We start from the raw sequence: 17,225 nt of genomic DNA, 5'->3' as shown, positions 1-17,225 counted from the left end.
CTAGTTTTCCTTTCATCCGGCCAAATTTATGGTAAAATAGATGGTTCAGTCTTATTCAGAAACATTGTCATGAAACAGGTGGTTATTATGAATTCCCTTCCTATGTATACAACGCCGTTAGGCTTTAAACCAACCACAGAGCGACCGATTCCGCATGCGAAGATGGCGCTTCTTACGAATAGCACAGAGCTCGTACCCGATTCGGATGCGGATAGTTATTTTTTCCGCGACTTGGAGGAGCACCGCATCCTGCTGAATGAAGCGCAGATCAAAGCTGTGCGCCACTACAAAGGTCCTCTGCTCACACTCGCTGGAGCCGGTTCTGGGAAAACAACGGTACTCGTGTGCCGAGTCGCCTATTTGCTCCGTGTCCATCAGGTGCAACCGGCGAATCTGCTGCTCATTACCTTTTCCAAAAAAGCTGCGGAAGAAATGCGGGAACGTCTCACGACGCTGCCAGGTCTCCACGCAAGTATGACGAATGTGATGCAGGTGCGGACGTTTCATGCGTTTTGCCTGCGATTACTGCGGATGAATGGGCTGCAGCAGGAAATTCTGAGTGATGGCCGGTATCAGCAAATTGTTTTCAAGCGCATCATGCTCAGCATGGGCCTGCAGGATACGTATCAGCCTGAGGTACTTATTACACTGCTTTCCTCCTACAAAATGCAGCTCATCGAGGTGGAAGACCTCCCTGAAGGCACGGAAGAAGAAAAGGAAGTTAAAAAGATTTTCTTGCAGTATGAACAATGGAAAATGGAGCAGATGAAGATTGATTTTGATGATATTTTGATCAAAGCATACCAGTTATTGCTTCATAGTCCTGACATTCTCCGCTCCATGCAGCGTAAGTTTACGTACATCAGCGTCGATGAATTCCAAGATACGAATACCGTTCAATATGAAATTATTAAAATGATTGCAGCATCCCACCAAAACCTCATGGTTGTGGGTGATGATGACCAAACCATCTATTCGTTCAATGGAGCGCGGAATGAATTTATTTTACAATTCCATGAGCAATACCCGACTGCCACTACGGTCACATTGGATATCAACTATCGCTCTACGTCGAGCATTGTTGGCTTAGGAAATGCTATTATCAAGCATAATGTGCAGCGGAAATCGAAAACGCTTCTGGCGACGAAAGAAAGCACGTTAAAACCGCACTATGTTAAACCCGCGAACAGCGATGACGAGGCCGATTGGCTAATTAACGATCTTCGCCTCAAGGTTGCTGAGGGGGGCGGCCAGTATGGGGATTTCGCGATTCTGTATCGGACAGCGAGCAACAGTCGGGCTATTATTGAGCAACTCATCCTGCATAACCTCCCTTTTGTCGATTACGGTACGAACGATTCGTTCTACGAACAGTGGATGGTGAAGCCGATTATTGACCATTTGCGGATTGCCCATGAGCGCCGAAATTTTGAAGCCATCGAAGGTGTCCTTCCCTCATTATATATTGGACGAGACCAAGGCATGCGTATTATTCAAGATGGAGAAGCGATTCAGCCGAAAAAATGGCCTTTAATCCATCTGTTGGGCCTTCCCCAGTTGAAGGATTTTCAGAAAGATAAGCTGAAAGCCCGCATCCGCTTGATCAAATCGCTCGTGGAGATGACGCCGTTGGCGGCCATTCAAGCGATTCGCAAGGATTTCTACGATACGTTCTTAGAGACGAATAAGCGCAGCAAGCTGACGCAGCATCGAGAAATGCTGAAAGAAACGTTGGACGAGCTGGAATCTTCCGCAAAACGGTTCAATACGGTCGAGCAGTTCCTTTATTTTATCCATGAAGTGGCGGAAAAACGCACAGAAATGAGTCGTTTGCCGAAAGAGCAGTACGCGGACAAAATTTCGCTCATGACGATCCACAAATCGAAGGGACTGGAGTTCCCGATTGTGTACCTGCTCTGCGCGATTGAGGGCAATATGCCGCATAGCTCGGCCCTGGATGCAAGTCATTTGGACGATGTCAAAATGGCAGGCGTTACGGGTCGCGACAAGAGCACCGCCGCGCTCGAGGAAGAACGGCGACTGGCTTATGTCGCCGTGACCAGGGCGAAGGGCGAGCTGCTGATCAGCTCGCCGGCGTTTTATCGCGGGAAGAAGGCAGAGCCTTCCCGCTTCCTCGTGTCCGCGTTCCCTGGCGCGGACGCAGGTGTTGTGACCAGCCGCAGCAAGCCGGCTGGCAGTTTTGGTGCGGCCGCTGGCGCTGCGGCGGCCGGAGGGCGGTCAGTCGCTGGCGGAGCCGCGACTGCAGGGCGGACAGCCACCGGCGGAGCCGTGGCTGGAGCGAGGGCCGCGACCGAAAGCGTCGCGGCGTGGTTGTGCAGCGCGACCGGCTGCAAAGCCTGGTCGCGGATCTCTTCGCCGCAGGAGTCGCGACTCGCGGCGAAGGCATGCCCGCTCTGCGGGGCGGGCATGGTGAAGGGCAGCCGCGAGATCGCGCTGCGGCGGTAGCGGTTTAGCCGCGGGGGAACCGCGGCGCCCTGCGACTCGAATGTTGTACAGCGTACAACATTCCCTGCTGCTTCGGCACTCCTTATCTCATATGCTGTACGCTGCTGCATCGCGTCTTGCTGTCTCATATGCTGTACGCTACTGCTTCGCGTCTTCCTGTCTCACATATTGTACGCTGCTGCTTCACGTCTTCCTGTCCCACATGCTGTACGCTGCTGCATCGCGTCTTCCTGTCTCACATATTGTACGCTTCGCATCTCCCTGTCTCACATGCTGTTTGTTGTTTTCGCTTCTCGCTGCATCATATGTTGCATAACGTACAACCTTTTTGCAGAAAAACCCCTCATTTCACTTGGAAGTTGTAGAAAATACAACATGCTAGCCGGATTTACACGCTTTTGAGCAAAATCGGGCAATAATGTTGTATGAAATACAATATTACCCTGCTTATTCAGACTTCAAACGATAAAATGTTGTAAGGAATACAACATCAACACGCCCTTAACCAAAAGAGCAGCGATCCCCAGGGATCGCTGCTCTTTCTTTCATCATCTTCTCCAGTACAAACCTCTTACACTAACTCCCTCAACGCGCTCAATGCCGCATCATAATCCGGGTGATCCTTCATCTCTGTCAAATACTCCACGTACCGCACAGTATCATTCGCATCCACGATGAAGATCGCACGTTGATCCAACTGGATCTCTTTAATGAGTACGCCGTAGGCTTGACCGAAGGAACGGTTTTTGTAGTCCGATAAGGTGATCACTTTATCAATACCCGCGGCGCCGCAGAAACGGCTTTGGGCAAACGGCAGGTCCACCGAAATGGTCAAAATTACGACGTCATCGCCTAGTTTATCAGCTTCCACATTAAAGCGGCGCGTCTGCGCATCGCAAGTTCCTGTGTCTACGGAAGGTACGACAGAGATAAGCTTCACTTTACCTGCATAATCCGCCAGGCTCACTTCTGTCATCAAGTCCTTATTCACTTTGAAATCTGGCGCTTGATCCCCTACTTTAATCTCCGGCCCCAGTAAAGTGATTGGGTTACCTCCAACAGTAGCGACGCCTGTGCGTTCTTGTAAATGTGTTTGTGTCATCAGATAGTCCTCCTAAAATATAATTATTAGCGTGATTTGTTTGGGTTGGTCTAGTTTTGTAAACAAGCAACCGAGCGTGAAGTCCCTTAAATTCCTGGTTCCTTTAAACCCCAGCAATAACAGCTTTCAATTTCTCTTTGCTCTGCACACCCACCAGTTGATCCACCACTTGCCCATCTTTGAAAACGAGTAAGGTTGGTATGCTCATCACGTTGTATGTTGCCGCAGATGCTGGGTTATCATCGACGTTGATTTTAACGATTTTGGCACTATCGCCGAGCTCGGCCGAGAGTTCATCTAAGATCGGCGCGATCATTTTACAAGGGCCGCACCATGGCGCCCAGAAATCGACGAGGACGGTACCGGACTCCGTTTCATTTTGAAAAGTGGCATCAGAAATATGATTAACAGACATAGCTCATTCCTCCTTGAATTTCTTATCCTAATTAGTGCTCTTGTGGTTACTGTACTATGCTCTATTGTTTGCTCGTGCTCTTGCTTAGTACTTGCACCTGTAGTAACTCTTGTACTTGTTCTTATTTTTGTTCTTGTTCTTGTTCTTGTTCTTGTTCTTGTTCTTGTTCTTGTTCTTATCCTTACCCTTACCCTTACTCTTACTCTTACTCTTACTCTTGCTCTTATACCTGCTCTTGCAATGACTTCCGCTCTTGCTCCTCTACAGCATGCTCCGAAATAAATCGTTCAGCATCCAATGCCGCCATACAGCCGCTTCCAGCTGACGTAATCGCTTGGCGGTAGATGCGATCCTGCACATCACCGCAGGCGAATACGCCTGGTACTGAGGTTTGTGATGTACCTGGGATCACCTGCAAGTACCCTAATTCATCGGTTGGCAGTTGGCCACCCAAGAAGCCCGTGTTCGGGGTATGCCCGATGGCTAGGAAAATACCATCCGCCTCCAGCAGCTCCTCTTCGCCTGTTGCATTGTTGTGGACTTTTAGTCCGGTCACACCCATCGGGCCCGCTACCACTTCGAGTGGCGTGCGGTTCAAGCTCCAAGCTACTTTACTGTTGCCGCGAGCGTGATCCTGCATGATTTTCGAAGCCTTGAGATCGTCCCTGCGATGCACAACGCGTACTTCTGAAGCAAAACGAGTCAAGAACTGTGCCTCTTCCATCGCGGTGTCGCCGCCGCCAATGACGATGATTTTCTTGTTGCGGAAGAAGAATCCATCACATGTTGCGCATGTGCTCACACCTTTGCCGATATTGTCGGCTTCACCCGTTATGCCGAGTTTCTTGGCGGTTGCGCCTGTCGAAATAATGACGGAATCTGCGGTTAATTGCCCGCCATCCTCTAAGAACAAAGTAAAGGGGCGTTTCGAGAAATCAACCTCCGTGACGCGTCCTGACTGAATTGTTGCGCCGAACCGAAGAGCCTGCCTGCGCATATTATCCATTAATTCAGGGCCTGTAATCCCGTCCGGAAACCCAGGGAAGTTATCCACTTCTGTTGTTGTAGTTAGCTGTCCACCTGGCTGAATCCCCTCAATAACCAGTGGTGAAATGTTCGCTCTCGCTAAATATATGGCTGCGGTTAATCCCGCGGGTCCTGTTCCGATAATAATCGCTTTATGATGCATAGGAGCGCCTCCTTCAGCTGGCAGTCGTGCTGCCAGGTCGATTGTCGTTGATGGTTCTGAATGTCTTCCCAATTAACTTGTAAACAATTCAATTTGTTGCAAACTTCATGTATAAATCATATCACTCGCCACAATATTAGTCAACAATTAAATTGCACACAATATAATTATCGGTTTCATCTCTATTTTACTTTTGAAATAAAATCCCGTGCTACTTCGCCTTTTTTCCTCATAAATACGGCTTACTGCTCCACTTTCATTAGATCTTTCAGTACCGTGGCAAAAAAAGTATTAACCTAACGTTCAGGTAACACTCATACTCCTTTCAGGTTGGACAGGCATACTTGGGTACAGAAAGAACAGATCAGCAAGAGGTCGAACGACACCAAGAGCCACAACACGAGAGGGAGAATATAAATGAACAAAACGAAAAACCGCACATGGGTATGGACATCTTCAATATTATTAGTAGGCTTGATCGCTTACGTATCCGTATTTCCACCTGTATCCAAGGCGGATAGTGTCAAAACGGTTGCCACAGTTAACGGTGTTGCCATAAGCTCCACGCAGCTTTACGACGCAATGGTCGCTAGCGGCGGATCCAAAATGCTAGATTCCATGATCAGCGATGAGCTCGTGAAACAAGAAGCAAAAAAAGCCGGAATCCAAGTTACGGATGCCGACATTACGAATGAAATTCAGTCGATTAAGAGCACATATAGCTCTGAAGACGAGTTCAATCAAGCGCTTACGAACTACGGGATGACGATGGATGACTTGAAAAAAAGCATGACTACACAAGTAATGCTGAAAAAAATTCTAACACCGCAAGTTAAAATTACGGACGATGACATTAAGAAATACTACGATGAAAATCTCGAGTCCATGAAAACACCTGAACAAGTTCAGGCTTCACATATCTCCGTAGCTACGAAGGAAGCCGCTGATGCGATTGTAGCGAAGTTGAAAAGCGGTGGGGATTTTGCAGCGATTGCGAAGGAAAGTTCCACAGATACAGCAACGAAAGACAAAGGCGGCGATCTTGGCTATCTCTCAACAGGCCAAGTGGATCCAGCCATCGAAACTGCGGCATTCGCGCTTCAAAAAGATGGTATAAGTGATGCTGTCAAAACAAGCACTGGCTATGATGTGATTAAAGTAACCGATCGTAAGGCTGCTGTCACACCTACACTAGCGGATAAGACTGCTTCAATTAAGCAAACATTAACGGATCAACAAATCTCAACGCTTGCCCAAGCATGGATCGCACAAAAAAGATCCGAAGCGAAGATCGAAAATAAGCTAACCCCAGCTACGGCTACACCAGCTGCATCACCAACTGTATCACCAGTTGCATCCCCTGATGCTTCACCAGCTACATCACCAGCTCCAACAACGAAGTAACCTGTGGCTAGAACGTTAAACAGCGAAACCCCTTAGCTTTGTCTACCAAAGCTAAGGGGTTTTTCTGTTGCTTCCTATCGATCATGGCGTCCACAGCTTCATCTCGTCCAAGCTCTTGAACTGATACCCTTGCGCCCGTGCAGCGTCAATGATTCTGCCAAGTGCCTCGGTGTTATCACTGGAAACCGAATGAAGCAGGATCACCGCGCCTGGATGGAGTTGTGCCATCACATTTTTGTAGGCATACTCCCAGCCTTTCTGCTGTTTGGGCTCCCAGTCGCGATACGCAACGGACCAGAATACATTCGTATAATTCAACCCGTGGCTGACGGAGAGTGAACGGTCATTGAAAATGCCCCGCGGCGCGCGCAGGTAGTGCATTTCTTTTTGCCCCGTAACGGCAGCTACGCCTTCTTTGACTTGGGTGAGCTCACTCTGAATGCGCTCTGCCGAGATCTGGCTCATATCGGGATGACTCCACGAATGATTACCAATCAGATGCCCCTCTGTTGCCATGCGCTTCAACAATTCAGGCTCTGTTTTAATATAATGGCCTGTCACGAAGAAAATCGCAGGCACCTGTTTTTCTTTCAGCACATCGAGAATTTTACCTGTGTAGCCTTGTTCATACCCGTTATCGAAGGTTAAGTACAATTCCTTAATGGATTGATCGCCTGTAAAAACAGCGCCGTGCTGCTTCAAAAGCCCTTTGAAGCCCTCTTCATCAATGGAAGGCGGCTTACCATTTACACTTTTTTTGAAACCAAAATGATATGTTCCATCGGCAGACACCATCGTCACTTGTCCCACCAACAGAACTAGGGAAACCATGAGAATTCGCAAGATTTTCACGCTGATGACATTCACTCCTTGCCTTGTGTGATAGGTTACAGCCAACTTGGACTGTTACTAATATGCCACACCACCGCAGGGGATTATGTGTAGATCCGCCCCTTCGCAAACAATATTTTCTCCATTAGCAGCAATTCAATGATATCCCCCCATTCCACTTGGCATTGACCTGAATAAGATAGAGTACATGATCTGTAGGGGTGGAGATTTATATTCGTAGACGTGATACTAATCCAATCAAAGAAGATTTACTGCATGTCCTGAAGCTCTCGTCCGAGGAAGACATTTATCAAGCCCAATATAATGGGTATTCTTTGGCCGATATTGCCAAAGCAAATCAGGTTGATGTACAGAAAGTAATTGAGCTCCAACTAGCTGAGTTAACGGAGCAATTACAGGTGCGGCTGTATAATGGCAGCATCACACCAGAGCAATATCTCGCCCAGCGCGCAGAGCTGCCTGAAATCATCATTAAGAGCGTATATGCCATGTAAAGGCGAATCGCGGCACCCCTTTTTGGGGTGTTTTTTTATGCCCGGAAACTTGTTGCGGACTGTATTTTATGTCACTATCAAAAGATAGGATCAAGTCATGCACAGCCCACTTAGGGTATACATAGAGACGTTCTTATTTTGGAAGAAAGAAGTGCATGCCCTGTGAATTTTCATCAACTCATCCCGCTGGTCCCGCTTATTGATCATATTCAGACAGGCTCTTCCTCTGTAGCCATTGAATCCTCACCAGCCAAGTACCAACTGATTATCGTCCGCCAAGGTCACCTCACGCTGAACTGGGACGGGCATGAACCTATCATTTGTTCGCAAGCCTACGCCTGCCATCCCGATCAAGGGGACTACACCCTCCAAGTGCCTAGAACCAAAACGGTCGATTACGTGATCATTACCTATACCATGCTGCCCCTTGAACATATTTGGACTTTACAGGGCCATCTCACAACGTTAAGTGAAATCAAAATCCACTACATGCTCGATTGACCGCTGCTATGTTGCATTTTGTGCAACATGTTTGGCTATTTGGGCCGATTTCGAGCAGTTTCTGCTAAGAATATTGTATAAAGTACAACATTACAGCAGATCTAGCACCGAAATTTCAATTATGTTTTATGAAATACAATATTCGGGGTTATCAACAGGTTGAGCTGCTTCTCATTACTCCTTCTGTTGCTTCATTCCGCCTCAGTAAGGCTCACGTGTTTCAAACTAGCTAATCCTTGCATCTTTGCCCAACGTATTAGGGCATGCTGCACTTACGGCACTCGGCGCACGCTTCAACTATGTAAGTGAAGAAGAACGTAGATTCACTATTCGAGTGAATTCAGTCGGAAAGAGCTGCAAAGGGATCAAGATGCGCTACTCTTTCCATTCCGGCGCTAAAACACCTAAAATCGAACAAATAACACACTCGCGATCCTCTTGCGTGCATTTTTGAGCAACATCACTGAAATCATACATTGTCGTTCCTCTCATGCCGACTCGCCAACGCAAGAACCAAAAAGGATGCCCCACCGCAATCACGGTTGGCACCCTTTTTATTGTTTAGATCATGCCGCGCAAACGATCGGCAATAACGCGCATCATGCTGCGCAGAACGTCAATGTTCTGGAAGCAGAAGCTCAGCACAAGGTCACGATGCAGCTGCATCAGAACAGTTGACTCCTTCGCGGTGCAATCCGCTGACCGCGGACCGCTGTCGATGATGGCCATTTCGCCGAAGAAAGCTCCTTCACCCAGTAGCGCGAACTCATCACTGCCGCGATGAACACGAATGCTTCCTTCGATGATCCCATACATGGTATCCCCGAACTCACCTGTGCGACAGATGGCTTCACCTGGCTCGTAGACAACTTCGTCAACCATTTGGGCCAGCCAGATGAAATCATTCGGCCCCAAATGGGCGAATAAATCGATCTTTTGCAGCACGAGAATACGGCGTAGAATCACTTCGTCCTTCGTCAAGTCAGCCGCACCCTTGGCTTCTGGCTCTTGCAGAGCTGCAGCTGCTTCAGCCTGTGCAAGCTCGATCTGCGCAGCTGCAAGCATTTTATCCCCCGCTTGTCCACGCTCTTGCTCTTCAAGCTCTCGCCCCTGCTTTTGCTCTTGAAGCTCTCGCTCCTGTTCTTCTCCTGTTTGCTCTTGCACTTGCTCTTGCACTTGCTCTTGCACTTGCTCTTGCACTTGCTCTTGTACTTGCTCTTGTTCCCGCTCTTTCTCTTGCCCTAGAAGCTCCTGCCCTGCCTCTTCCGCCTCCACCACCGGCTCCTGCACTTTCCCCTGCCCTCGCTCCAGCTCGGACCGCAGTCGACGCGACAGCAGCTTCATCATTTCCACAGCGATGCTCGTCTGATCGAACATCATATCGTAGAACACGGCGGAGTCCAGGCGCCACAGCACCATGTCCTCTTCCGCTTTAATGCTGGCGGTTCGTGCACTGTTCGTCAGAATCGCCATTTCACCGAAGCAATCGCCGATGTTCAATCCGCCAAGAAGCTGATCTTTGCGATACACCCCGGCCCGGCCTTCATCCACGATCATGAGGGAATCGCCTGGGTCGCCCTCTTGAATGATCGTCTGACCCTGTTGCACAGTAATCCGATGTAATCGCTTGGCAATACCAGCAAGGTCTCTGCTCGTTAACCCTTGGAAAAGGGCAACACGACGAAGCAGTTGCACGCGGTGCATGAGATCTGCCAGACCAGCATCGACACCAGCTTCCGATGTTCGAAGCGTGTGATACTGGATCGTTTGCGTCAGCCAATCGTCTCCTTGCTCCGATAACCAGCTTAGATGCAGGTTAAGCTCAGCCTTACTAGCTGCAACCTTGGTCAGCTTGCGGGAGCCTGCCATGAATTTGGCCATTTCCGCACGCAGTGCACCTTGGAGCGTCTGATCAATGACCTCTTCCGCGTTGGCCTGCTGACGCGAGTCGCCCTCCGACCAATCCAAGTAAACAGCTTGCATCGTTTGCCCATCATGAAGGAGAGACAGAAGTAAGAATACACGCCGAGAGATTGCTGTGCGAATTTCGCTAATCATATTCGCAATTTCCGAATATGATTCCACGTCGACTACACTAGCACCATGCTCAGCGAACTGCCCGTATAGCTGCAGCTCTTGGAAAATATACGCTTCCACTTTCCGACTTTCCGGCTGCGGCAATCGCTTGCTCATGCGAAGCAACGACTCAAGGATACGGTCACGCAACGCGTACGGAGCGGTCTCATAACAGCCAAACAACAGGTCCATCGCTCGCTGTGTACCAATCCGTTCACATACGGCAGGCAAGTATAAGTTAACGTCCTGCTGTGCCAAATACGGTGCCAGCACCGGCAGCACATCTTCCTCGTCGTAAGCTGCGAGGGCGTCGATGGCGTAGCGCCGGGTTTTGCTATCTTTTAACATCCCAATAATCGGTACAAGTAACGGCGGCACATGAAGAATCGCTGCCGATTCCAATGCGCGAATACGAACCTGAGGACTATCGTCCTGCAGAAGCGATATGAGCGGTTTGTAGAAATTTTTCACACGGATCTGACCGAACAACGCTGCCATAGCAATCCGTTCCTCTTCGTGTCCGCTCGCCATCATCGCTTTCAGCTTCCCAACGGCCCGGAACATACCTTCAATGCTGTAGTATTTAACTAGCCCAGCGATAGCTGCTGCTTGCACCTCGACTACAGCATCCTCCAAATGCACGGTGATCTCATCCACATAAGCTTCATCCGCATAGGCAGATAAAGCGATGATCGCCTTGGCTCTAACTTGCGCATGTTCAGAAGTAATGAGCGATTGCAGAATGGGTTCAAAGCCTTCTGGCACCTTCGTCTCCACGTAAGCCAAGGCTTCCAAGCGCAGCTCCGGAATAGGATGACGCAATAATCCATCCAAATGCGGCGTCAAATCGAAGGAGCTCATCTCCTTCAATAGACCAAACGCATACAGCGCCTGCTGCTTATCTGTACCTGTCAGCGCATCAATTAAGATTTGCCTAGTTACGGCATCCATTAGATTGAGCTCGACTTTTTGCAGGTCATCCCCGCCTGTTTTGAGATTCGACAAGAGGGTCGTGAGGTAGGCCTTTTTCACCTTAATACCGGCAAAAATCCCAACAACGAGCAATATAAGCACGATATAGCTCAGCTTCTCCGGTGCAACGAATCGTGTCACGAGGAGAAGACAGATGGCCGCAAACCCTTTGGCTCCATTACGGACGATGCCATCTAGAAAGCCCTTCGCTTTATTGCGCCATTCCGGCGGCACAGGGAACATGACAAGTTGACTCACGGAGGAGTAAATGGTGTCCCCGACGACCTTGTCCGTTCCTTTTACCATAACGGCCATGGTTAGGACAGGCACCACGAGAATCCCTAAACTGCCCGTAAAGAGGGCAATCGGGAAGATTAACAACGCCGTCATGACGCCAAAGCGCGTGATGACTCGCCCTGAAACGAACAATTGCACACAGAGAGCAATCAATCCCGAGAAGCCGTAGAAGCTTCCCATGAAGCCGGCGAGGGCCTCATTTTGCAAGGTGCCACGCAGGATGACTTTGAACTGATAATCAATTAACGTCAGCGAAACCACAAGCGCAGCGGCTAAAATAGCGACGTATTTGAGATGCGGGACACTCGCGAAAAGGCCCGATTTCTGCTGGACAGCAGGCTTTGACGATGAGGTGCGCACCTGGGCAGGCTTCGACTCCATGGTGTCCTTCGTTATTCGCAATATCACATAGACAACAACAAGACCTAGCAGCTGTAACCCTGCATACACGTAGATCAAGTTCGCCGTGCCTAAGAGCGGGACCAGAATTTTGAGCCCAAAACCGCTTAATATGCCCCCTGTAATCCCGCCACTGCCGACGAGTCCGATCATCTGCTTCGCTTTTCGCTGGTCCATCACCGAGGTCGCGAACTGCCAGAAGCACACGATCATCAGAAAGTTGAATACATCATAGCCGATATAAATGACAGGAAATACCCAGCGAAGCTCCATCCCCACGCCGAATCTTGAGATTAGGACAAGCACCGAAATCAGTGGAATCATCAGCTTTAGCAGTGTTTCCAAACGCACCTTCGGTGAGAATCGCTGGAACACGATGCCCGCTGTAATCATAACTATGGCCTGAGGTAAGTACATAATGGACAAATACGAATTGTCGAATCGGCTCAGGAATAGAGTATCCGCCGCCGTTCGCCCGATCGTGGATGCGGATACAACAAAGAAGAGATAAGCAAACATCAGGAAGACCTTCCTGTATTCCTTCTTGTCCTCTGCGAATTTATCTATAAAGGATTGATACGTTTTGCTTATCGTGTTACTCACCGTGCACCTCATTTTCCATTCTACACATCGCATGCTTTTCTCTTAAAATTGTACCAGAAGTCCTAGGAAATAATAACTATTTTTTCTACAAAATAACCCCAAAAAGCACAAAAAAAGACACCATCCGTAGATGTGTCTTTCAGAACGTGCACCTTATCTTGTTAGATTCGGAAATTGTCGCCTCGCCAGCTGCGAATGGCTTTCTTAATCACATCTGGATCAAGCCGCTCATCAGCTGCCTTCTGAGTTAATGTAGGAAACTCCTCATCCGAAGCGAAGCGCAATGCGGTAATTTGTCCCATCGTTAGTTTCTTGTCCAAAAGCTTCCCTGTCAGCACAAAATGACGAAGATTCTCTTCTGCTCGAATCGCCCGATCCTGCGCTTTCAGCGGGTAGGAACGAATGATCGTTAAGATCACCACGACGATAAGCGCAATCAGAACAAACATAATCGCAGGCAGCACCTGATCATCGGCTCGCAAAGCTCTCACTAGCTGATCGATAGATAAGACGACTAAAGCTAATGTTAACAATGTGAAGATATAGTGGAACAACGGATGCATGCGCCGATGGTTGACATAATTTTGAACCTTCATCTACTATTTCCCCACAATCTCAGTAATCTCTCTCTCTAATAAGAGATAACGATGCACACTTCTCATGATGGGCACTTTCGTCAGATTGTTTTTGTCCACGTATTGCTTCATCTGATCTTTCGATAAACCTAAGATTTTGCCAGCTTCCATTACCGTAAGTACAACTTCATTGCTTGTCGCGTTGAACGTTGTCTTCACCTTCTGATTCCAGTCTTCAAATGATTGCATGTATTCGCACCCTTCTCATTCCGATCTCTCTATTATAGCACGAAAATACATTTCTCACCCAATTACCTTCATCTTAGGCTACTCCTCGTCCTCATTCATCAGTGCCAGCAAGGCTTTGGGCAACGCGAATTGCTGATTATTAATAATAATTCGATTCAGCGCTTCCTCAGCTATATCCGCTTGTTCTTCCTTGATCAATCCGATCTCTGCATGCAGTCGCTCCATCTGAGAATCTAGTGCCGCTGCCGAAGCTGCCGCTTGTTTAAGCTCTTCAAGTAGACGTGCGGGTACAGCTTGGTTACCTTCACTAAATTTATAAAATATCTTATGCTCCAAACTCGCCCAACAGTCCATGGCAATCGTCCGAATTTGAATCTCCATGCAAACGCGCTCTTCGCGGTCGGACATATGTACAGGAACTTCAACTAGCAAATGCAAGCTCTGGTAGCCATTCGGCTTCGGATTTTTGATGTAATCTTTTTCGCTCAAAATATTAAGATCATTCTGGTTTCTCAGCATCTTCGAGATCACATAGATATCGGAGACGAATGAGCATGTAATCCGTAGGCCGGCGATGTCTTTCACGCTGCCCTGAATGCCTTCGAATGAGAGCTCTCCCCCTTTTCTCATCAGCTTCTGAAAAATACTTTCCGGCGATTTCAACCGTGACTTCGTATGTTCAATCGGGTTATATTCATGCAGCATTTCGAATTCTTGAACAAGGATTTCGATCCTCGTCTCCATTTCATCCAGTGCAAACTTATAGGTCATCATAAAGCGTGTGATGTCGTGCTTAAACTTTTTCAAGTCATTCATTGAAAGCTGATTGCTGATCATATTCATACAGAATTCCATCCTTTGGTCATGGTTATTTTACCAGTCCTTGCTAGTTTAAATCACAGCACTCACTCGATGCAAATGTAGCGACGAGAAAAGACACCCCTAGGGTGTCTGAAGTGTCATTTGTATGTAGATTAGCTCATTTTGTACGTATTGATTACGTCTTGCAGATCTTGGGCAATGCTAGCCAGCATCTGCGAAGAGGAGGTCACTTCCTGCGAGGAAGCTAGCTGTTCTTCCGTGGCTCCAGCCACACTTTGCGACAGCTCCGAAGTCATCTTGGCTACATGCTCCATGTTCGTGACCGTTGCTGAAACCTGCTGCGAACTTGCCGCCATTTGCTGCGCAGCCGCCGCTGTTTCTTGAATCTTGGAGGCCACTTCTTCAGTGGAACGAACGATCTGTTGGAAGCTCTGTTCCGTCCGATCGACGGATTGAAGCCCTTTGTTCACTTCTACGAGTCCCGCATCCATCGCTTTAACTGCTTCTTGGGTGTCCTTCTGAATGTTGGTGACCACGTTTCTGATCGCGCCAACCGACTCCCCTGTTTGTGTGGCTAGCTTGCGAACCTCTTCAGCCACGACTGCGAAGCCTCTACCCGCTTCACCGGCGCGCGCCGCTTCAATCGCCGCATTCAATGCAAGCAGATTCGTCTGCGTCGCGATCTCGCCGATCATTTGTGATACTTTGCCGATGTGCTGGGAGTGCTCCGCCAGTTGGTGAATCGTTTGATTCGCCTGTGTGACGGTACTGCTCAAAGCGTTCATCGTCATCGTTACATGACGAACATCCGCCTGTCCGTTACGCGCCTGCTCCGATGCATGACTGGACAAGAACGACACGTCCGACGTGGTTTCGGCAATGCGCTGCACGCCTACCGCGATTTCATCCATGGCACGGGCGCATTCCTGTGCGTTCAGTCTTTGTGTTTCCGCATCAGCGGCAATCGTCTGAATGTCCACAGCAACATGCTGGGAAGCTTCGCTATTTTGCTCCGAGCTGGCAAATAACTGCTCAGATGAGGAAGCCACCGCACTGGAGGATTCTTGCATCCGCCCCATGACTTCGCGCATTTGACGCGTCATGCCGTTCACTGCTTGTACAAGGACGCCAATTTCGTCCTGATTGTTGAAACGGAGCTCGGCGACAGTCAAATCGCCATCTGCCATGCGATCCAGTACTTTGGAAGCGGCGATAACAGGTACTGTGATGTTGCGAATCATGACCCAGCTGATAACAATCGACAGTACCACCGCACCAATCAGCAAAAGAATGGCGTTAATAATACTGCTGTGATAGGCCTCGGCATTTCTCGCCACACTATCATCTGCACCTTGTTGATTGAAGGTAACCATCGTGCGACTTATCGTTTGAACACTATTGTAGCTCTGTACAAGCTCTTCAAATAACCGGTTCTGTTCTTGCGGACTTGGTGCTTTTATGTAGCTTAAATAGTCGTTTTTTAGCGTACCCCAACGCTCCAAAATCATGTTAAAATTTTTCTCATCTTCGCTTCCAGCAAGGCTGCTTTTGTAACTGGCAAGCATTTGATCACCTTTGGTTATCGTGGCATCAATGTCACGTGTTAGCTCTACCTTCGTTGCAGCATCCTTCGGATTTTGAACACCAGCAAGATCCTTCGCGATATGCTCCGTCAGATAACTAAACTCCTGAATCAACTGCGAACCTTTCATCCAATCCTGTGCAATACTTGTGATATCTTGTTTCATATTCTTCATTCTTACCATGTCGGTAAGACCCATAATGCCCATCAGCAGCAGAACCACCGCAAAGGAACCAATTAATTTTTGCCTCAAATTCATCTTCAACCGTCTGCTTCTAAACCAATTTACTACACCCGTTGCCAATTGCATGTCAATCCTCCAAGCTTTCAATTTAGGTGATCTTTCTCTTCACCCAGCCTATCATATCGGAAAAATGTGAGTATAATTCAATAGAAATATGAGCGGCGTGTTAATTTTCTTCATATTTTTACAAATTTCGACACAGAAGTGTCATAGAGAGATGACGAGCAAGTTACTTCTTTTTTCCGAAGGTTGTACATAGAAATGGAAAGAGACACCCCCGAAAGGATGTGCTTTCCCACTATGGTCATGCAACATCTGCTACCCCTTCCCATGGAAATCTTCCTGCAATATGGACTAGCCCTTTTCTGGACAATCACCTATATCCTTATCATTTTCCGAGGATTTCAGGATCGTACCTGCGGCATGCCGCTCCCGGCTCTCTGCGCCAATATTACGTGGGAGTTTCTATTCGCGTTCGTAATGCCCTTTCACCCGCTGCAGATGATCGTGTCTCTCGTCTGGTTCCTGCTGGACTGCCTTATCCTATTTCAATATGTTCACTACTCGAAAAAAGCATATCCGCCTCGAACACTCCTGCCAGTCGTCTTCTCCTTGCTTGTGGTAGCTCTTCTGCTTCACGTTGGCATGGTGATTGAGTTCCATGACCAAGAAGGAAAATACACGGCCTTCGGTATTAATCTCATGATGTCGATCCTTTTTATTGCGCTGCCCTTCAAACAAGGCATGAAAGGCCAGTCCCTCTATATCGCATACTATAAAATGATAGGTACGCTCTGCGCTTCCGTGCTTTGCTACTCCCTGTATCCAGATTCTTTCCTGCTCACGATCATGGGCGTGTTGGTGACGATTGCGGATTTGGTTTATATTGGGGTGGTTCATCGGGTATCGGTTGTTGCTCAGGGTCAAGTACCGATTCAACATACCCTTAACAAATAAGAAAAAGACACCCAACAAGGTGTCTT

At 48.3% G+C, this 17,225-nt stretch carries 14 protein-coding genes; 5 read left to right on the top strand and 9 right to left on the bottom strand.

Annotation, left to right across the window (positions count from 1 at the left end; translation table 11 throughout):
- The first annotated feature begins 69 nt into the window (after positions 1-69).
- Positions 70-2,466 carry a UvrD-helicase domain-containing protein gene (locus A8709_RS06395; RefSeq protein WP_244163113.1) on the top strand — a complete coding sequence of 799 codons (2,397 nt, stop codon included), beginning with the start codon at positions 70-72 and terminating at the stop codon, positions 2,464-2,466.
- A 571-nt stretch (positions 2,467-3,037) separates the two neighbouring features.
- Here the strand turns inward: A8709_RS06395 and tpx are convergent.
- The 3 genes from tpx to trxB form a co-directional block, all read right to left on the bottom strand.
- Positions 3,038-3,568: a thiol peroxidase gene (gene tpx, locus A8709_RS06390; RefSeq protein WP_065851356.1), complete on the bottom strand. Its 531-nt coding sequence runs from the start codon at positions 3,566-3,568 to the stop codon at positions 3,038-3,040.
- 103 nt (positions 3,569-3,671) lie between these two features.
- Positions 3,672-3,983 carry a thioredoxin gene (trxA, locus tag A8709_RS06385; protein WP_065851355.1) on the bottom strand — a complete coding sequence of 104 codons (312 nt, stop codon included), beginning with the start codon at positions 3,981-3,983 and terminating at the stop codon, positions 3,672-3,674.
- Between the two features lie 223 nt (positions 3,984-4,206).
- Complete coding sequence (trxB, locus tag A8709_RS06380) at positions 4,207-5,172, bottom strand: thioredoxin-disulfide reductase (RefSeq protein ID WP_065851354.1); 966 nt, start codon at positions 5,170-5,172, stop codon at positions 4,207-4,209.
- Positions 5,173-5,589: 417 nt separating this feature from the next.
- On the opposite strand from trxB, the gene A8709_RS06375 reads away from it, so the two are divergent.
- Positions 5,590-6,576 (top strand): peptidyl-prolyl cis-trans isomerase, encoded by a 987-nt coding sequence (locus A8709_RS06375; protein ID WP_065851353.1) that lies wholly within the window; start codon positions 5,590-5,592, stop codon positions 6,574-6,576.
- Positions 6,577-6,657: 81 nt separating this feature from the next.
- Here A8709_RS06375 and pdaA read toward each other — a convergent pair whose 3' ends face one another.
- A complete protein-coding gene (gene pdaA, locus A8709_RS06370) occupies positions 6,658-7,407 on the bottom strand; it encodes a delta-lactam-biosynthetic de-N-acetylase (RefSeq protein WP_065851649.1) in 750 nt (249 codons plus the stop codon).
- Positions 7,408-7,628: 221 nt separating this feature from the next.
- On the opposite strand from pdaA, the gene A8709_RS06365 reads away from it, so the two are divergent.
- Both A8709_RS06365 and A8709_RS06360 read left to right on the top strand, forming a co-directional pair.
- Positions 7,629-7,922, top strand: coding sequence for a hypothetical protein (locus tag A8709_RS06365; RefSeq protein WP_065851352.1), 294 nt, complete (start codon positions 7,629-7,631; stop codon positions 7,920-7,922).
- Positions 7,923-8,084: 162 nt separating this feature from the next.
- Positions 8,085-8,423 (top strand): hypothetical protein, encoded by a 339-nt coding sequence (locus A8709_RS06360; RefSeq protein WP_065851351.1) that lies wholly within the window; start codon positions 8,085-8,087, stop codon positions 8,421-8,423.
- Between the two features lie 561 nt (positions 8,424-8,984).
- On the opposite strand, the gene A8709_RS06355 is transcribed toward A8709_RS06360, so the two are convergent.
- From A8709_RS06355 to A8709_RS06335, 5 genes are all read right to left on the bottom strand, one after another.
- Positions 8,985-12,770, bottom strand: a complete 3,786-nt coding sequence (locus A8709_RS06355) for an Npt1/Npt2 family nucleotide transporter (protein ID WP_065851350.1) — start codon at positions 12,768-12,770, stop codon at positions 8,985-8,987.
- A 161-nt stretch (positions 12,771-12,931) separates the two neighbouring features.
- Entirely contained in the window at positions 12,932-13,366 is a 435-nt protein-coding gene (locus A8709_RS06350) for a DUF6526 family protein (protein WP_065851349.1), read from the bottom strand.
- A 3-nt stretch (positions 13,367-13,369) separates the two neighbouring features.
- Complete coding sequence (locus A8709_RS06345; RefSeq protein ID WP_028555525.1) at positions 13,370-13,594, bottom strand: hypothetical protein; 225 nt, start codon at positions 13,592-13,594, stop codon at positions 13,370-13,372.
- 78 nt (positions 13,595-13,672) lie between these two features.
- Positions 13,673-14,431 carry a GTP pyrophosphokinase gene (locus tag A8709_RS06340; protein ID WP_065851648.1) on the bottom strand — a complete coding sequence of 253 codons (759 nt, stop codon included), beginning with the start codon at positions 14,429-14,431 and terminating at the stop codon, positions 13,673-13,675.
- Positions 14,432-14,568: 137 nt separating this feature from the next.
- A complete protein-coding gene (locus A8709_RS06335; RefSeq protein ID WP_065851348.1) occupies positions 14,569-16,308 on the bottom strand; it encodes a methyl-accepting chemotaxis protein in 1,740 nt (579 codons plus the stop codon).
- A 240-nt stretch (positions 16,309-16,548) separates the two neighbouring features.
- Between A8709_RS06335 and A8709_RS06330 the strand changes: the two genes are divergently transcribed.
- Positions 16,549-17,199 (top strand): transmembrane-type terpene cyclase, encoded by a 651-nt coding sequence (locus A8709_RS06330; protein WP_141692445.1) that lies wholly within the window; start codon positions 16,549-16,551, stop codon positions 17,197-17,199.
- Positions 17,200-17,225 lie beyond the last annotated feature (26 nt).

The organism is Paenibacillus pectinilyticus, from assembly GCF_001700435.1.
Lineage (GTDB): Bacteria > Bacillota > Bacilli > Paenibacillales > NBRC-103111 > Paenibacillus_E > Paenibacillus_E pectinilyticus.
Note: the sequence above shows the minus strand (reverse complement) of the source record. Positions and strands in the feature narration are given on the sequence as shown.